14 protein-coding genes, 1 pseudogene and 1 other annotated feature are annotated in these 16725 nt (G+C 44.8%); all 15 genes and pseudogenes read left to right on the top strand.

The features are described from left to right. Positions 1-14 precede the first annotated feature (14 nt). The gene (locus DWX57_RS09520) at positions 15-1493 is read left to right on the top strand and encodes a glycoside hydrolase family 32 protein (RefSeq protein WP_008402272.1); all 1479 of its coding nucleotides are present in this window, start codon (positions 15-17) and stop codon (positions 1491-1493) included. A gap of 21 nt (positions 1494-1514) precedes the next feature. Beyond that, entirely contained in the window at positions 1515-2480 is a 966-nt protein-coding gene (locus tag DWX57_RS09525; protein WP_055223625.1) for a carbohydrate kinase family protein, read from the top strand. Between the two features lie 202 nt (positions 2481-2682). Then, entirely contained in the window at positions 2683-3861 is a 1179-nt protein-coding gene (locus DWX57_RS09530; protein WP_055272485.1) for a sugar transporter, read from the top strand. A gap of 223 nt (positions 3862-4084) precedes the next feature. Next, positions 4085-4600, top strand: a complete 516-nt coding sequence (locus DWX57_RS09535; protein ID WP_120123892.1) for a cysteine hydrolase family protein — start codon at positions 4085-4087, stop codon at positions 4598-4600. Positions 4601-4633: 33 nt separating this feature from the next. Further along, entirely contained in the window at positions 4634-5557 is a 924-nt protein-coding gene (locus DWX57_RS09540; protein ID WP_055145723.1) for an NUDIX hydrolase, read from the top strand. A 46-nt stretch (positions 5558-5603) separates the two neighbouring features. Next, positions 5604-6338, top strand: coding sequence for a nicotinamide riboside transporter PnuC (gene pnuC, locus DWX57_RS09545; RefSeq protein WP_015534054.1), 735 nt, complete (start codon positions 5604-5606; stop codon positions 6336-6338). Between the two features lie 16 nt (positions 6339-6354). Continuing rightward, complete coding sequence (locus DWX57_RS09550; RefSeq protein ID WP_120123895.1) at positions 6355-7398, top strand: AAA family ATPase; 1044 nt, start codon at positions 6355-6357, stop codon at positions 7396-7398. A 245-nt stretch (positions 7399-7643) separates the two neighbouring features. Beyond that, a complete protein-coding gene (locus DWX57_RS09555; protein WP_055280611.1) occupies positions 7644-8531 on the top strand; it encodes a DegV family protein in 888 nt (295 codons plus the stop codon). A gap of 140 nt (positions 8532-8671) precedes the next feature. Beyond that, positions 8672-10363, top strand: a complete 1692-nt coding sequence (locus DWX57_RS09560; protein ID WP_120123897.1) for a putative bifunctional diguanylate cyclase/phosphodiesterase — start codon at positions 8672-8674, stop codon at positions 10361-10363. A 153-nt stretch (positions 10364-10516) separates the two neighbouring features. Further along, positions 10517-10663: pseudogene (locus DWX57_RS09565) on the top strand (polar amino acid ABC transporter ATP-binding protein); the annotation flags it as partial. Between the two features lie 59 nt (positions 10664-10722). Then, entirely contained in the window at positions 10723-11661 is a 939-nt protein-coding gene (locus DWX57_RS09570) for a DMT family transporter (RefSeq protein WP_120123900.1), read from the top strand. Positions 11662-11827: 166 nt separating this feature from the next. Beyond that, positions 11828-12116 (top strand) — a binding site (T-box leader). A 159-nt stretch (positions 12117-12275) separates the two neighbouring features. After that, entirely contained in the window at positions 12276-13997 is a 1722-nt protein-coding gene (locus tag DWX57_RS09575) for a carbon starvation CstA family protein (RefSeq protein WP_120123902.1), read from the top strand. 229 nt (positions 13998-14226) lie between these two features. After that, positions 14227-15102, top strand: coding sequence for an NAD(+) diphosphatase (gene nudC / locus DWX57_RS09580; protein ID WP_120123904.1), 876 nt, complete (start codon positions 14227-14229; stop codon positions 15100-15102). Between the two features lie 273 nt (positions 15103-15375). Then, positions 15376-16092 (top strand): hypothetical protein, encoded by a 717-nt coding sequence (locus tag DWX57_RS09585; protein ID WP_243106214.1) that lies wholly within the window; start codon positions 15376-15378, stop codon positions 16090-16092. A gap of 258 nt (positions 16093-16350) precedes the next feature. After that, the gene (locus DWX57_RS14150) at positions 16351-16509 is read left to right on the top strand and encodes a hypothetical protein (RefSeq protein ID WP_158576554.1); all 159 of its coding nucleotides are present in this window, start codon (positions 16351-16353) and stop codon (positions 16507-16509) included. Positions 16510-16725: the final 216 nt, after the last annotated feature.

A 16725-nucleotide genomic window follows, 5' to 3' on the forward strand; every position in this document is an offset into this window, starting at 1 on the left:
AGAGGACTGATAATATGGAGATTTTTAGAAAGATGTCCTTCGCGGATTCCACGGGAGATGCAATACCTTTCTACCACGAGGGCAAATATCATATATTCTCACTGACTTCCCCTCCGGGAACAACAGTGTACCCGGCAAGACTCAGAACAACATGGAGCCACAGTGTATCAGATGATCTGGTGCACTGGGAGGAGCTTCCTACAGCGCTCTATCCGGGCGAGGGCGACGAGCCGGATGCATCAGGAGTATGGACTGGATCAGTCATATACGGCGAGGGCAAATACCATGCATTCTATACAGGCTACTGCCTCACCGCAGAGTATCAGCAGACCATATGCCACGCTACAAGCGACGATGGAATCACGTGGGTGAAGGATGCAGCCAATCCGGTCATCACACCTATGATAGAGCTTTACGAGAAGCTTGACTGGAGAGATCCATATGTATTCTACAATGAGGAGGACAAATGTTACTGGATCCTCATATCAGCGAGAAGGTTGGATATGCCGATAACCAGAAGAGGATGTATAGTTCTCTACAGATCAAAGGATCTGGTCAACTGGGAATATTACGGACCGATATATTCACCGGGACACACCAACTGTCCTGAGTGCCCTGAGATGTACAAGATGGGAGACAATTGGTATCTCTCATACTCAAGATTCTCAGAATATGTAAATACAATATACAGAGTTGCAAAGTCACCATTTGGCCCATGGAGAAAGCCAAAGAAGGATGGCATAGGCGGAAGAAGATTCTACGCAGCCAAGTCCATGCAGGATGATGACGGCAGACGCTTCTACTTCGGTTGGGCTCACGACAGAGCAGACAGAAGCGACAGAGGTGAATGGTACTGGGGCGGAACCTTCTGCGTGCCGCATGAGGTAGTTGCCACAGCGGATGGGGGACTTGACGTAAAGCTTCCAAAGGAATATGAGCATGTATTTGAGAAGCCTGTGGCATGGGATTACATCCCTGTACTTGGAAATGCAGAGCTTCACGGAGACAGACTGGTTGAGATGGATTCAGTAAGCACATGTACATACGGATTCCTTGGACACAACGAGGAGAGCTACATGCTGAAGTGCAAGATCATGCCTAGAGAGGTGTATGACCATTTCGGTATACTGCTCAAGTCAGACAAGGAAGCAAGCGGATGCCTTCTCCTTGAGTTCGATGTGGCTATGCAGAGAGTGTCACTGGTAAATCTTCCTATGGGAGTTGACCCGTTCTGGGTTCAGTCCTGTCAGGCTGTGCCTCCTGCAACGGAGCCGGGCCCTGATGGAGTCAGAGTGTGCGAGAAGACATTTGACATAACAGAGGGCAGCGAGATAGATGTGAAGATCATCGTTGACCATGATATGGTGGAGGTATTTGTCGGAGAACAGGTGGCGTTTACATACAGAATATATGCGAAGCCTGAGTTTGAGACGGGACTTCTGGCACAGGATGCAAGAGTAGAATTCTATGACATAGAGATCACAGGAAAGTAAAATTCACAAGGAGGATCCAACATGGAAAAGAAATATGATGTTGTGGCTCTTGGTGAGTTCCTGATAGACTTTACACCTGCCGGAAGCACTGATTCCGGGATGAAGCTCTTCGAGCAGAATCCCGGAGGGGCTCCAGTAAACATGCTCACGGCAGTCGGTAAAGCCGGGCTTAAAACTGCCTTCATTGGTAAGGTTGGAGATGACATGCACGGCAATTTCCTTGTTGAGACGGCAAAGCAGGCAGGGATAGATACCAGAGGTATAGTGGTTGACAATACGGTATTTACCACTTTGGCATTTGTCACTCTGGATGAGAACGGAGAGCGTGAATTCTCATTTGCCAGAAAGCCGGGAGCGGACACAATGCTCTGTTACAAGGAAGTGGATGCTGACCTGTTAAGAGACACAAAGGTGTTCCATATAGGTTCGCTGTCTCTCACGGATGAACCGGCCAGAACCACCACGTTTCAGGCGGTGAAGGAGGCAAAGAAATACGGCGCGGTGATATCGTATGATCCGAACTACAGAGCACCGCTGTGGGACAGCAGAGAAAATGCGATGGAGAGGATGAAGAGTATTCTTCCATTTGTAGATATAATGAAGCTTTCGGACGAGGAAACAGCGCTACTCACACCATTTTCCGATCCGGAAGAGGCAGCAGAGTATCTTCTGGGAAGCGGCGTCAGACTTGTTGCGGTCACCCTGGGAAGTGAGGGTGTGCTGATATGCAGCAGGGATGGAAGCCGGAAGGTTCCCGGCTTCGTCAGCCATGTGGTAGATACGACGGGGGCTGGAGATTCATTCTGGGGAGCATTTGTATCACAGCTTGTCAGAGCGGATAAGAGACTGGAGGAGTTCAGTATAGATGAGCTTGCAGAGTGTGCAAGATACGGAAATGCGGTTGCGAGCCTGTGTGTCGAGAAGCGCGGAGGACTCAGATCGATTCCTGAAGAGAGCGAGACATTTGAGAGACTCGCAGTAAAGTAAGTGTACTACAATTTTTCACATAAAATTTTCCCTTAACCCTGAAGGCCGGAGAGTTTCCGGCCTTCTTTTTTGTACAATCTAACATTTGGACAGTATAACCATTCAAAAGTGCATTGACTCATAATTCCATTTCCTATAATATGTGGCTGGTGAACAAAAAAATAATCATATATACCACATATTATTAGGAAGAGGAATAAATATGAAGAGTAGATTGACGAGAAAAGAAATGCTTCCGCTTGTGGGAATGACCGTCTCGGCGTTCATATTCAACACATCGGAATTTATGCCAATTGGCTTGCTGACAGACATTGCAAAGTCGTTCAGCATATCGGAGTCGAAGGCGGGAATGCTTATCACAGTGTATTCGTGGATAGTCATGCTGTTGTCCCTGCCGCTCATACTTCTTGTGTCGAAGATAGATTTCAGGAAGCTGTTCATGGGAACGATCGCGCTGTTTGGAATATGCCAGATCATGTCCGTGATCGCGCCGACATACGGAGTGCTCATGGCATCGCGTATAGGCGTTGCGTGTACCCATGCGATATTCTGGTCGATCGCTTCACCGGTTGCCATAAGACTTGTAAATGAAGAACACAGATCATTTGCACTGAGCATGGTTGTGACTGGAACATCCATAGCTACTATAGCCGGACTTCCGCTTGGAAGACTTGTTGGACAGTATATGGGATGGAGAGTTACATTCCTCATCGTTGGAATCATAGCATTTGCGGTTCTGGTGTACATGGCATTTGTATTCCCTAAGATCGCAAGCGGAGAGCAGTTCCATGTGAAGGATCTCCCTGCTCTTCTGAAGAATCCGGTGCTCATCTGCCTGTATATTCAGACGATACTGTTCGTGCTTGGATACTACACGGTGTACAGTTATATAGAGCCGTTCATGCAGCAGGTTGCAAAGCTCCAGAACAATGTCATCACTGTAGTGCTCCTGATATTTGGAGCGATGGGACTTCTCGGAAGCTATCTGTTCTCAAAGCTTTATGACAAGCACAGATTTGCATTTATCGGTACAGTCATGGCAACTCTTCTTGTGTGGCTGCTGCTTCTGCTTCCGGCGTCAAAGACGTTGGCGACCATGGTACTCCTATGTGCATTCTGGGGAATAACAGCCATGGCGTTCAATGTGACCACGCAGTCGGAGGTCATCAGAAGTGTTGATGAGAAGAGCTCCGCAGTGGCGACTGCCATATATTCAGGACTTTTCAACCTCGGTATCGGAGGTGGAAGCTGGATCGGCGGAATTGTGTGCGACAAGGGCGCGATATCATATATCGGTTTTGTAGGTGCGGTGTTCGCGGTTATATCGGTGCTGTTCTTTGCATTTGTACTTCTAAGAAAATTGAGACAGAGTGTGAACTGACAGAGTATTTGCATATAATTAAATGTAATTGAAATATAATAGCGCGGCAGTGCTGGCATGCGGGTTCGGCTTGGAACATGGCATGTCAGGACTGCCGTTTTTTAGTAAGTTTCAAATAATGGGTTGACATATTATCAAAATGATAATATCATACAAATAACCGGGAGATATTATCAAAAAGATAATAAGTTGGAACGCATGCAGATGCAGGAGGAGAAGAATTATGGACGATAACAGGAAAAAGACGCTTATAGTGGTTGACATGCAAAATGATTTCATTGATGGGGCTCTCGGAACAAAGGAGGCTGCAGCCATCGTGGAGAATGTGAAAAAGAAGATAAAGGAGTATGCTGACCGCGGGGATGAGATTATCTTCACAAGGGATACGCATTATGAGGATTACATGGAGACGAACGAGGGAAAGCATCTCCCGGTTCCGCACTGTATAGAGGAGACTGAGGGCTGGGAGATCGCAGCAGGTCTTGAAGTCCCGGGCGCTATATACATCAACAAGACCAGCTTTGGATATACAGGATGGGGAGACTTCGATCTTCAGGATGTTGAGATGGTAGGTCTTTGTACGGATATATGTGTCGTGTCGAATGCTCTGATCATCAAGGCTCTGTACCCTGAGATAAATGTCAAGGTTGATGCGAGGTGCTGTGCAGGAGTGACGCCGGAGAGCCATGAGGCTGCGCTCGCCACCATGTCGATGTGTCAGGTGGACATAATCAGATAACGGCGGAAATATAAAGGAGGATGAAGCATACGTATGAAGACATATGAGATGAGTGACGAAGAGAAGGAATTCCTTGCCGGATATGACCTGACAAAATATGACAGGCCATCTGTTGCCGCGGATGTGGTTGTATTTTCAGTTATGAAGGATGACGAGTGCGAGGATGTAAGAAGACTTCAGGAGAAGAAGCTCAAGATACTACTGATAAGAAGAGGTGGATTCCCATATAAAGGAAGCTGGGCTATGCCCGGTGGGTTCTGCAGAAAAGGTGAGGATGTCATAGATTCGGCCAGAAGAGAGCTTTGCGAAGAGACCGGTATAGGAGATGCATATGTAAAGCTTGTTGGAGTGTATGGCGAGCCGGGCAGAGACCCGAGAGGCTGGGTCATATCATCAACTTATATGGCACTTATGAACGCCGGAGCCTGTAGCCTTAAGGCAGGAGATGATGCACAGGATGCAAGATGGTTTACGGTTGAACTGACAGAGGTGTCAGGCACAGGCGAAGAAATTGCGAAAAATGAAGTTGAAGCTTCATATAAAGTCCAAAACGGGAAAAGATACAGGCTGGTTCTCAAGAATGCAGACTCTGATATAAAACTTACGGCAGTGCTGCGAAAAACAGATATGAGCTCATGCGGACGAAGCTCGGACAGCTACGACATAGAGGAATGTGAAGGACTGGCATTTGACCACGCAAGAATCATAACAGAGGCGGTGCTAGGACTGCGGGAGGATGTCAGGAGAGATATGAAGCTGGCATTTGACCTGCTGCCGGATAGATTTACACTCACTGAGCTTCAGAATGTATATGAACAGATATGGGACATGGAACTTACCACACCTAACTTCAGAAGAAAGATTGTGGAATATGTTGAGGAGACTGATGCATATCAGTCCGGTGAGAGATACAGACCTGCCAAACTGTTCACACGAAGGAATGATGCAAGGAAGTAGAGACTATAGTGTAGTGGATTGATGTTTAAAAGGGAGGAATGAATAGATGACATTTAAGAAATTTATAAAAAATGAGATAGAGGGCTGGAAGAAGCTGGAGGTCACCTGGCTGCTTATCGCATGTGCAGTCATCGTGGGGCTGTCCATATATTGGGATGATACGGTTATGGGGATCATATCGTCCACCACAGGCGTGGTCTGTGTAGTGTGCACGGGAAAAGGAAAGTTGTCAGCGTACATATTCGGTCTTGTGAATACTGTGCTTTACGCGGTTATATCGTATAAGGCTGCACTGTACGGAGAGACGATGCTCAATGCGCTATATTATGTGCCTATGCAGTTTGTTGGATTCTATGTGTGGTCAAGGCATATGAATGATGAGACGCATGAGGTCAGAAAGAAACACATGAAGGCGGTGGGAAGGATATTCATGGTGCTGGCGGTGGCACTTGGCACATTTCTGTATGGGCTGCTGTTAAAGAGACTCGGGGATGCCATGCCATTTGTGGATGCGTTTACAACGGTTTCATCGGTTGTGGCGATGGTTGTATCTGTAAGAATGTTCGCGGAGCAGTGGTGGATATGGATTGCGGTAGATGTGTTTACAATATATATGTGGGCACAAAACTTTGTGAGTGGCAATGACAACATAGCAACGCTGCTCATGTGGATAGTGTACCTTGGAAATGCCGTTATTATGTGTGTCAGATGGGAACGTGAGGTCAGAAGAAATCGCCTGGACGAAGTACACGTTTTCGAAGACGGCACGGCAACAGAGTAAGGGAGGCTGACAAGTTATGTATAGATATAAGGTAGGAATGTATGGGGGTTCGTTTGATCCGCTTCACATAGGACATATCCATGACATCATACGTGCTGCGGCGATGTGCGAGGAACTGTATGTGATGATAAGCTGGTGCGAGGGCAGAGAGTCTACCTCTAAGGAACTGAGATATCGCTGGATACTCAACAGCACAAGACATCTGCCAAATGTGAAGATAATCATGATAGAGGATAAGGCGGTTTCAAAAGAAGAATATAATACGGATTATTATTGGGAAAAGGGAGCACAGGATATCAAGGACACGATAGGAAAGCCTATAGATGCAGTGTTCTGTGGTTCGGATTATCTTGGAACCGGCAGGTTTGAGAGCCTGTACTGTCCGGAGAGTGAGGTCGTGTATTTTGACAGGGCGGAGGTTCCGGTATCCTCGACAGAGATCCGTGAGTGGGCGACGGCGCATTGGGAGTATATTCCAGAGGTGTGCAGGGATCACTACGTCAGAAAGATTCTGGTTGTCGGCGGTGAATCCACAGGAAAATCCACACTGGTTGAGAATCTTGCGCTGGCATATAACACGAATTTTGTACGGGAGATAGGACGTGACACCTGTGAGTACGCGGGTGGCGAGAATTTCATGGTTGAAGATGATCTGGTGGAGAACTTCATCAGACAGAAGGACGAGGTACGCAGGGCAGCCAGGCATAGCAACAGACTGTTGTTTGTGGATACCGATGCACTGACTACGGGATTTTATTGTGATCTGCTCATGGATGATGATGAACAAAAACGCAGGCTTACAGATATGGCGGGCGCGATAAATGCAACAAATAAGTGGGATCTTGTGTTGTTCCTTGATCCTGATGAAACGGATTTTGTCCAGGATGGGACCCGGAATGAGAAAATAATGCGGGAGAGAAGGCATTACAGCGATTTGCTCAAGGCGTGGTTTGACAAGTATGGGGTACACTGTGAGACGATATCGGGAGATTATCTTGACCGGTTCAACACTGCGAAAAAACTGATTGAGGAACGACTTGCGATAACAACTGTATTTTAAATGACAAATGATCATATATATTAACGCCCATGACATGGTTTTTAAAACAACGTGTTGTGGGTGTTTTTGCCCGTTTTTTATCGTATTTATGACTATGAATAAAGTACAGATGATGATACAATAGTAAGCAAGAAACGATGATAAGAAAAAGTGGATGTTAAATCGAAAGAAAATGCTAATACTAGATCAAAAGAAAACGCGAATGTAAAAAAGTAATCATAAATATATTGGAGAGGTGGACAAACATGGCAAAGTATATCTTGAGCTGCTGCTCAACAGCAGATCTTTCAAAGGAGCATTTTGACAAAATAGACGTAAAATATATATGCTTTCACTACGAGCTTGATGGTGTGGAGCATCCTGATGACCTGGGACAGACCATGCCATTTGAGGAATTTTACAGAAAGATGACAGAGGGTGCGGCTACGAAGACCTCGCAGGTGAATTCAGATGAATATTATGATTTCTGGAAACCTTATCTTGAACAGGGGTATGACATACTTCACCTGACATTGTCATCGGGAATAAGTGGGTCTATAAACTCTGCAAATATTGCCAGGGAGGATCTGGAGGAAGAATTCCCTGACAGGAAACTCTATGTGGTAGATTCCCTGGGGGCTTCCTCGGGCTATGGGTTGATCATGGACACGCTGGCAGGCATGAGAGATGAAGGCAGGTCCATAGACGAGCTGCATGACTGGATAGAACAGCATAAGCTGGACCTGAACCACTGGTTCTTCTCAACAGATCTCACGTTTTATATCAGAGGCGGAAGAATATCCAAGACTGCTGGAACAGTCGGCACAATACTTGGAATATGTCCACTTCTCAACATGGATGATGAGGGAAGGCTGATACCGAGATCAAAGATAAGAGGTAAAAAGAAGGTTATTCAGGAGATAGTAAAGCGCATGGAGGAGAATGCACAGGATGGGCTTGATTATTCCGGCAAGTGCTATATATCGCAGTCTGCATGTATGGAGGATGCCGAGGCTGTGGCAAGGCTTGTTGAGGAGAGATTTCCAAAACTTGACGGCAAGGTGGAGATCAATTATATAGGAACTACCATAGGAAGCCATACAGGACCTGGCACAGTTGCCTTGTTTTTCTGGGGCAAAAGGCGCCAGGGGTAGGATAATACATTGTGCATTCATTTTTCCCCTGCTATAATGTAGGAAGAGTTTATATTTATTAATTTTTAATGCGCTTGGGTCGATTTTGATATTTAAGACCGGACGATATAGGCTATGTGTTGAAGGCTGGAGGAGAGAGAATGGATAATACAATTGATAAAAGCATACAAATGGACAGCCAGATGAAAGAATTCTTCGAGTGCATAGGCGGGGACGCGGATACACAGCAACAGAGAATCCAGTGTATAAGGAATGGTCTTGCTGCTATTGCTGACAGGCTCAGGCTGGGAAAGGCGGAGATTACTGTTGATATTCCGAAAAACAGGTTTATGCCGCTTGGAGAAAGAAGCAGCGCGGTATTATACGAGAGAGAAGTGACTGAATTGGGTACCCCCGTTGATATAGAGATGAAGATCAGAACCGGTGGTACTGTGTTTATCAAGGATTATCCATATGGTCCTGGTTATTCAGAAGAGGAGATACAGACACACAGGTTTATATTTAGGGAGATATTTATTCAGTACAACCGGACATTGGCTCAGTGCATGCTTGAAAAGATCATGAATACAGATATCAACACGGGTGTTGCCAGTCAGGATTCCCTGATGTATTATGCGGTGAATCTGATAAAAAACGGACGGATTGGTGATTATACAGGCATATTTTTTAATATCCACAATTTCAAGTATGTGAATAAGGTTTTTGATTATTCACAGGGAGATGTGATACTTAGAAATTATGCGCAGATGGTGAAGTCATATCTTGACAGCGATGAGGAGATAGCAAGGCTTGGAGGAGATAATTTCGTTGTAATCTGTCGTAATGAGAATGTGTCTGATTTTATAAGCAAGATTAAAGATGTTCATATGAGTCATGAGTTCAGATCTGTCAAAAGAGAATTCCAGCTGGGAGTTACAGCGGGGATAGCCTGCCTGGAAGGCGTTGATAAGCCGAGGGAAGTTATGGCCAGAACCAGCATTGCGTATCAGGCAGCAAGAAAAACCGGAGCGGGCTCCATAGTTGTATATACAAAAGAGATTCAGAAGCATCTTATGGATGACCAGGAGATTCTGGCTGCTTTTCCCCAGGCACTTGCTGCGGGTGAGTTTGTAGTATATTATCAGCCCAAGGTGAGGATTGCAGACAAAAGCATATATGGTGCGGAGGCACTTGTACGCTGGGTGAGAGATGGACAGGTGGTCACACCTGCGAGATTTATTCCGCAGCTTGAGAGAGAGGGCAGCGTGTGCAGACTTGACTATTATATGCTTGAGCAGGTATGCGGTTTTTTGAAGAGCAGACTGGATAAAGGTCTGAAGATTGTGCCTGTATCAGTCAATTTTTCCAGAAGACATCTGGAAGAAGGCGATCTGGTAGAACGAATAACCGGTACCATAGACAGATTTGGGATAGACAGAAGCTATATTGAGATAGAGCTCACAGAAAGTGAGGATTATCAGAATTATGAGATTATGTCCAGCGTTATAAGAAGACTCAAGGAACGAGGCATAAGTACATCCATAGATGATTTCGGTACAGGATTTTCTTCACTCAACATGATCAAAAAGGTTGACCTTGATACCATCAAGATAGACAAATCGCTGATACCTTTTGACGATGTAAACAATAATAAGCATCAGGATATAGTAATGTTTGCAAGCATAATAGACCTCATAGGAAGACTCGGGAAAAAGTCAGTTGCGGAGGGCGTTGAGACACATCAGCAGCTTGGCTACCTGGAAAAGCTTGGCTGTGATATAGTACAGGGATATGTGTTTGACAAGCCCCTGCCAAAGGATGAATTTGAGCAAAGGCTGGAATCGGGATATTAAAAAGCGGCAATGGAGCCATATGAACTCCATTGCCGCTTTTTGTGTATGTAGTAAAACGGTAAAATATATATACATGGGGACTTGTTTCTTCACCGGGAAAATGATAAAACTGTTGAGAGGATTGATAAAGAAACACAGAAAAAACTGCTGCTTGAGATGGGGTTTGCCAGGGAAGTGGCTGACCGTGTTATATTTATGGCTAACGGGATCATAGTCGAGGATGGAACCCCGGAGCAGCTGTTCGGAAACCCGCAGAATGACAGGACAAAGGCGTTTCTCAGTTCAATTCTCAACACATAATAGAGTGCCTGTATGTTGTATGCTGTGGCACGAATTAAAAAGAACGAGAGGTTTCACAGATGAAGAGTAGACAGGTAAGGAATTCACTGTTGCTAGTTTTGACAGCTTTTATATGGGGCGTAGCCTTTGTTGCGCAGAGACAGGGAGGAGATGCGGTTGGACCGTTCTCTTTCAACGGAATAAGGTCACTGATTGGCGGTGCTGTTCTTATACCGGTCATATTTATAATTGACAGGATAAAACCATCTGATAGGAAACCGAGTAATAGATCAGATAGAAAGAGACTTGTGATTGGCGGTATATGCTGTGGAACTGTTCTGTTTCTGGCAAGCTCTGCACAGCAGCTTGGACTTTATATGGGAACACCGGCGGGAAAAGCGGGATTCCTCACAGCGTGTTACATATTGCTGGTTCCAATTCTGAGTCTGTTTTTGAAGAAGAAATGTGGCTGGAATATATGGATTGGAATAGTTATAGCTGTGGTGGGGCTTTATCTGCTTTGTATGAGCAGCTCACTGTCATTTCAGAGCAGTGATCTTATGGTGCTTGTATGTGCATTGCTTTTTGCAGTACATATACTTGTGATAGACCATTTCTCACCGCTTGTGGATGGAGTCAGAATGTCATGTATACAGTTTTGGGTATGCGGGATTCTCAGCATATTCCCGGCGTTTTTCTCGGAGATGCATCACAGTGTGGCCGGGATTGCGGCATGGGTGCAGCCTCTCGGTACATTGAGTGCGTGGATTCCGATACTCTATGCAGGAGTGTTGTCGTGTGGCGTGGCATATACACTTCAGATAGTTGGACAGAACGGACTAAATCCCACTGTTGCTTCAATGATCATGAGCCTTGAGTCGGTATTCTCTGTCATTGCCGGTTGGATCATACTTGGAGAACGTATGGGGGTAAGACAGCTTGCAGGATGCGGGCTGATATTTGCCGCAATACTTCTGGCACAGATCCCGGTCGGACGAGAAAAGAAAGAGATGGCATGAACGTCTTGAGAGTCGATGATAAAAATACTTTGTTTTCACAAGAAAAAATATGCAACAGGCGTACATATATCGCTGAAACACTTGAAAAAAATGCAAGTTTTTATTTACTTGAAAAAATGGGTTGACAATAAAATACTTCAGTGCTAGTTTAGGTACCGAACAAAGAGCAAATGCAAAGAACAGAATACGGTCGTCAAAGATCGCATACTTCAGAGAGCCGCCGGTTGGTGTGAGACGGTGTATGTCCTTGATGATTATCCTCTGCGAGCAGTGCGCTGAATTCCCTGGTCATGAGATGCCAGAGACATTAGGTGTCACCGGTTTTCTACCGTTACATAGAAGCTTATTTCAATAGACAGTGAGTAGTGGTCAGGCGAGATGAGATCAGAGAGGTCATCCTTTTATGATGGCAAATAAAGTGGTAACGCGGAAGTATACAGGCTTTCGTCTTTATGAGATTGCATAGAGACGGAAGCCTTTTTTAATGTGTTTTTTATGTATAAACTCTTTGTACGAATAAATCATGTATCAGCCAGCTTGAGGTCATTACGGATTCATGAGCAGGCATATACTAAAAAAAGGAGCCGCTGCAAGGCGGGAGAAAGGAGAAAGATATGAATAGTTTAGTTATCATTCTTATCGCAGTAGTAGTTTTAGGTGCTGGCTATCTGGGCTATGGAAGATGGCTTGCCAAGAAATGGGGTGTAGATCCAAATGCAAAGACCCCGGCAGTTGCAAATGAGGATGGCAAGGATTATGTACCATCGTCAAAGCTTACAGTATTTGCACATCAGTTTTCATCGATAGCAGGTGCAGGCCCTGTACAGGGACCTATCATTGCAGCCATGTTCGGATGGGTGCCGGTTCTGCTCTGGCTGCTTGTCGGAGGCGTGTTCTTCGGAGCAGTTCAGGATTTTGGTTCATTGTACGCATCGGTCAAGAATGAGGGTAAGTCAATAGGACTTGTCATTGAGAAGTACATAGGCAAGGCAGGAAGAAGATTCTTTTCATTATTCTGCTGGCTCTTTACACTTCTTGTTATAGCAGCATTTACATCGATGGTTTCATCGACATTTAACGGTTTCACAGCAGGAGCTGATGGAGCTGTGACAAAGAACTTCAACGGCGCTGCAGCAGCTACAGTTTCCATGCTGTTCATCGTAGTTGCCATGGTATTTGGTGTGGTTATGAAGACATGCAGGAATATGAGGGAGTGGCTCAAAGCTATAGTAGCCATCGTCCTCATCGTTGCAATGTTTGCAGTAGGTATGAAGCTTCCTTGGTACTTAAATGGTGACCAGTGGAATTACGTAATCATGGCTTACCTTTTCCTTGCATCAGTGCTTCCAATGTGGTTACTCATGCAGCCAAGAGATTACATGACAACATTCATGCTCATCGGTATGTTAGTTGGTGCATTTGTCGGAGTTCTGGTAGGACATCCTGATATGAACCTGAATGCATTCAATGGTTTCACAGTTGTATCATCAACAGGAGCTAAGAGTTATCTGTTCCCAACACTGTTTGTAACGATCGCCTGTGGTGCGGTTTCCGGTTTCCACAGCCTTGTTTCATCAGGAACATCATCTAAGACAGTAAGAAATGAAAAAGATATGCTTTTCGTAGGTTACGGCGCAATGATCCTTGAGACACTCCTCGGAGTTATCTCACTTATAGTAGTTGGTGCTGTCGCAGTTGGCGGCAAGGCTCCAGAGGGTCTTACACCTTTCCAGATCTTCTCACAGGGTATCGCAGGATTCCTCGAGAAGTTCGGACTTCCAAACTCAGTTGCAAATGTATTCATGACAATGTGTGTATCAGCACTTGCTCTTACATCACTTGACTCAGTTGCACGTATCGGACGTATGTCATTCCAGGAGCTCTTCATGGGAGACACAACAGATACATCCAAGATGCCTGTATGGCAGAAGATACTTACAAACAAGTATTTTGCAACAGTTATAACACTGTTCTTTGGTTATCTTCTCTGCAAGGGTGGATATTCAAATGTATGGCCACTCTTCGGATCAGCAAACCAGATGCTTGCAGCCCTTGTACTTATAGGCGTAGCAGTATTCCTCAAGGCAACAAACAGAAAGCACGCAATGCTCTACCCACCTATGCTGATAATGCTTGCTGTTACATTTACAGCTATCGTGCTCAATGTAATAGGCAATGTACAGAAGTTCCAGGCTGGAACAGCAACATTCCTTGTAGAGGGACTTCAGCTTATTGTAGCAGTATTCCTTATCGTACTTGGTATCATCGTGGCTATCACATGTATCAAGAAGCTTGTTAATATGAAGAAGGAGAATGCTAAGAAGGCAGAGGCTTAATAGATGAGCGGGGGTTCCCCGTAAAGATTTTAAATACAATATCTACATAAAAAAGATCAGGCGATTGGCGAAATACCGATTGCCTGATTTTTTATGTTTACATGGCATGGCTGTAACCAACATTAAGGATTGACAGGTTGAAGTCTTTGAAGGAAAATAATAGGGAAAATGAGGGATATCATTCTCTTTGAGATCTTTGGACATCTGGAATAGTGGAGGAAATATAGGTATGATACAGGATATAGAACCACAGAGGTTTAATAATCAATATAGTAACAGGAGAGAACCAGAGGATCACGATATGGTTCTCTCTTTTTCTGAGAAAATGATATTTGCGAAAGTTATGGATAATGAGAACCTGCTTGGGTTTATGACGTATGGAGAACTGCAGAAAATAACCGGATGCGATAGGAAAATAGGGGATCTGGTTTATCTCTTTTCAATAGATGATACTGCATATTTTCTGTGGAATGTAGATAACCGACTGACAGCTCCGGGATATGATTACCGAAGCATGTATAAGACAAGGGCGTGCCAACCGAAGGCTGCGGTGCTTGCGGCGGCTACCGGCTGGCATCTGTCACTGTGGTACAGAACCAACAGGTTCTGCGGCGCCTGTGGAGAGAGAACTGTACATGATGAAAAAGAGAGGATGCTCAGATGTCCGTCCTGTGGCAGGCTGATATTTCCTGTCATAGCCCCGGCTGTTATAGTGGGTGTGATCGACGGCGACAGGATAATACTTACCACATATGCTGGAAGAGAATACAAGAGATATGCCCTGATTGCGGGATTTACCGAGATAGGAGAGAGCGCTGAGCAGACAGTCAGACGAGAAGTCATGGAAGAGGTCGGCATCAGCGTTAAGAATATCACTTATTACAAGTCACAGCCATGGGGCTATGACAGCAATCTTCTCATGGGTTATTTCTGTCAGGCAGACATACCGGAGGGCGGAGACGGACATCTGACTATAGACAGACAGGAGCTTGCAACCGGAGAGTGGGTGAACCGTGATGATATTCCAGACTATCCGGAGCACCTGAGTCTCACACATGAGATGATGGTATACTTTAAAGAGTACGGACAGGAAGTGTTTAAGTGACAAGTAGAGCTAAGATGTAATATCCATTGAATATCCGGACGGGTGGTCATTGTCGTTTTCAAGTTACACACGGAGTTAAGATCGCTGTTTATTGCAGGACTCACTACAAATACCCTACGGGCAGAAAAAAGATTATTTAAGTTTTACACGGTTGTGTAAATGTATGGAGTTATTGTATTATAGACAAATCGAGGATATGGATACTTGAGAAAAATATGGGAGAATGTTTCTTTATATAATAAGACATTAAAAATGGGCTTATATCGAGAAAAAATGGGTAAATGGAATATGAAAAAGACAGGAATTGTGATATGTGTGCTTGCGGCACTGGTGGGACTTGCGGGATGTTCATCAGTGGTAAGCAGTGATAAAACAGATAGAACCAAATCGGATATAGAGAGTCAAGGAAAGTTCAAGGTCAATACACCGGATGAGGAGTGGTTCAAGGAGACTGCCCTAGATGTGGCGGCTTCGGTGAACGAACTTGCAAATGATGAAGCTTATATAAAGATAATGGGCGGAAGTGACGAGGTTGCTGAAGTCGCAAGTGACTGGGGGGATAATATAGCCGACACAAGTGGCAAGATTGCAGTTGTGATAATCTCGGATAAAGCGGCAAAATTCATTATGGGGCAGACTGATGGCGAAACGTCCCTGTCCGATACGGCCAGAGACCGTGTTGAAAAAAATGCGTGCTTGGCATTTGGAAATTATGTGACCGCCAGCGCTGGGGGAGCGAGTGCATTGGCGGCCTCATCAATACTTAGGTATGATCAGGCGTATGTAGTAAGTGAACCGGTGCTGGATCAGGTGTGGGTGATCCCAGCTGGGGAGGAATGTGCACTGTGGATAGCCTATAGTAACTGTGGTGACGGAATAGTGAGCGTGAGTGGAAGTTACATGGCACTCCCTGATGGTCAGACTGTGGAGGAGGCTGCGGATTCACTGTTCAGCACGTGGGGGTTAGAAGTAGAGGTGCACGAGTGGTAAAGTCACTTTGATATATGTGTTTTAAATAAACGGCGGAGACAATGACTCCGCCGTTTATTTTGTTTATATTCCGGAGTGCTCCGGCATTTGCAAGAAAATAAAATATGATAAAAAAAATAAGCAGCAATACGGAGTTGACTTTTAAGTTTACTTATATACAATAGAAATGTGCCTTTTTATGCTGAAAATTTATATAAAGGGAGATAAAGAAAAACGAGAGACAGGAAAAATTACACATTTGTTACCGGGTTGAAGTGATTGGTTATTGCGGGTGTCGTTGCGGTGATGGTGACAGCATCTATGGGAAGTGTATGGGGAGATGGAGTTGTAACTGCAAGCGCAGCTACAGCCAAGGTCAAGATTGATAAGAAGGCATTCCCGGACAGCAAGTTCAGGCAACAAGATAACCAGACTTGATGTGAGTAAGAATAAAAAGCTTACAGCGAAGGGCGGCATTATTGATGCAGATAAGGGCGTAAAAATTATAAAAAAGTAAATAATATAGCTCTCATAGACGGATTCAGGATGATTTTATAGATATAAAATACAATTATCCATATCATTTTGTTAAATATAGTTGTAAAATAACAATAATGATGTACATGGTATATGGACGGCGATAATAAAGGGCGA

It is taken from the genome of Coprococcus sp. AF19-8AC, assembly GCF_003603115.1.
GTDB lineage: Bacteria > Bacillota > Clostridia > Lachnospirales > Lachnospiraceae > Coprococcus > Coprococcus aceti.

Coding starts and splice junctions, on each gene's coding strand:
- DWX57_RS09520 (WP_008402272.1), top strand. CDS start 15: ATGGAGATTTTTAGAAAGATGTCCTTCGCGGATTCCACGGGAGATGCA.
- DWX57_RS09525 (WP_055223625.1), top strand. CDS start 1,515: ATGGAAAAGAAATATGATGTTGTGGCTCTTGGTGAGTTCCTGATAGAC.
- DWX57_RS09530 (WP_055272485.1), top strand. CDS start 2,683: ATGAAGAGTAGATTGACGAGAAAAGAAATGCTTCCGCTTGTGGGAATG.
- DWX57_RS09535 (WP_120123892.1), top strand. CDS start 4,085: ATGGACGATAACAGGAAAAAGACGCTTATAGTGGTTGACATGCAAAAT.
- DWX57_RS09540 (WP_055145723.1), top strand. CDS start 4,634: ATGAAGACATATGAGATGAGTGACGAAGAGAAGGAATTCCTTGCCGGA.
- pnuC (WP_015534054.1), top strand. CDS start 5,604: ATGACATTTAAGAAATTTATAAAAAATGAGATAGAGGGCTGGAAGAAG.
- DWX57_RS09550 (WP_120123895.1), top strand. CDS start 6,355: ATGTATAGATATAAGGTAGGAATGTATGGGGGTTCGTTTGATCCGCTT.
- DWX57_RS09555 (WP_055280611.1), top strand. CDS start 7,644: ATGGCAAAGTATATCTTGAGCTGCTGCTCAACAGCAGATCTTTCAAAG.
- DWX57_RS09560 (WP_120123897.1), top strand. CDS start 8,672: ATGGATAATACAATTGATAAAAGCATACAAATGGACAGCCAGATGAAA.
- DWX57_RS09570 (WP_120123900.1), top strand. CDS start 10,723: ATGAAGAGTAGACAGGTAAGGAATTCACTGTTGCTAGTTTTGACAGCT.
- DWX57_RS09575 (WP_120123902.1), top strand. CDS start 12,276: ATGAATAGTTTAGTTATCATTCTTATCGCAGTAGTAGTTTTAGGTGCT.
- nudC (WP_120123904.1), top strand. CDS start 14,227: ATGATACAGGATATAGAACCACAGAGGTTTAATAATCAATATAGTAAC.
- DWX57_RS09585 (WP_243106214.1), top strand. CDS start 15,376: ATGGGTAAATGGAATATGAAAAAGACAGGAATTGTGATATGTGTGCTT.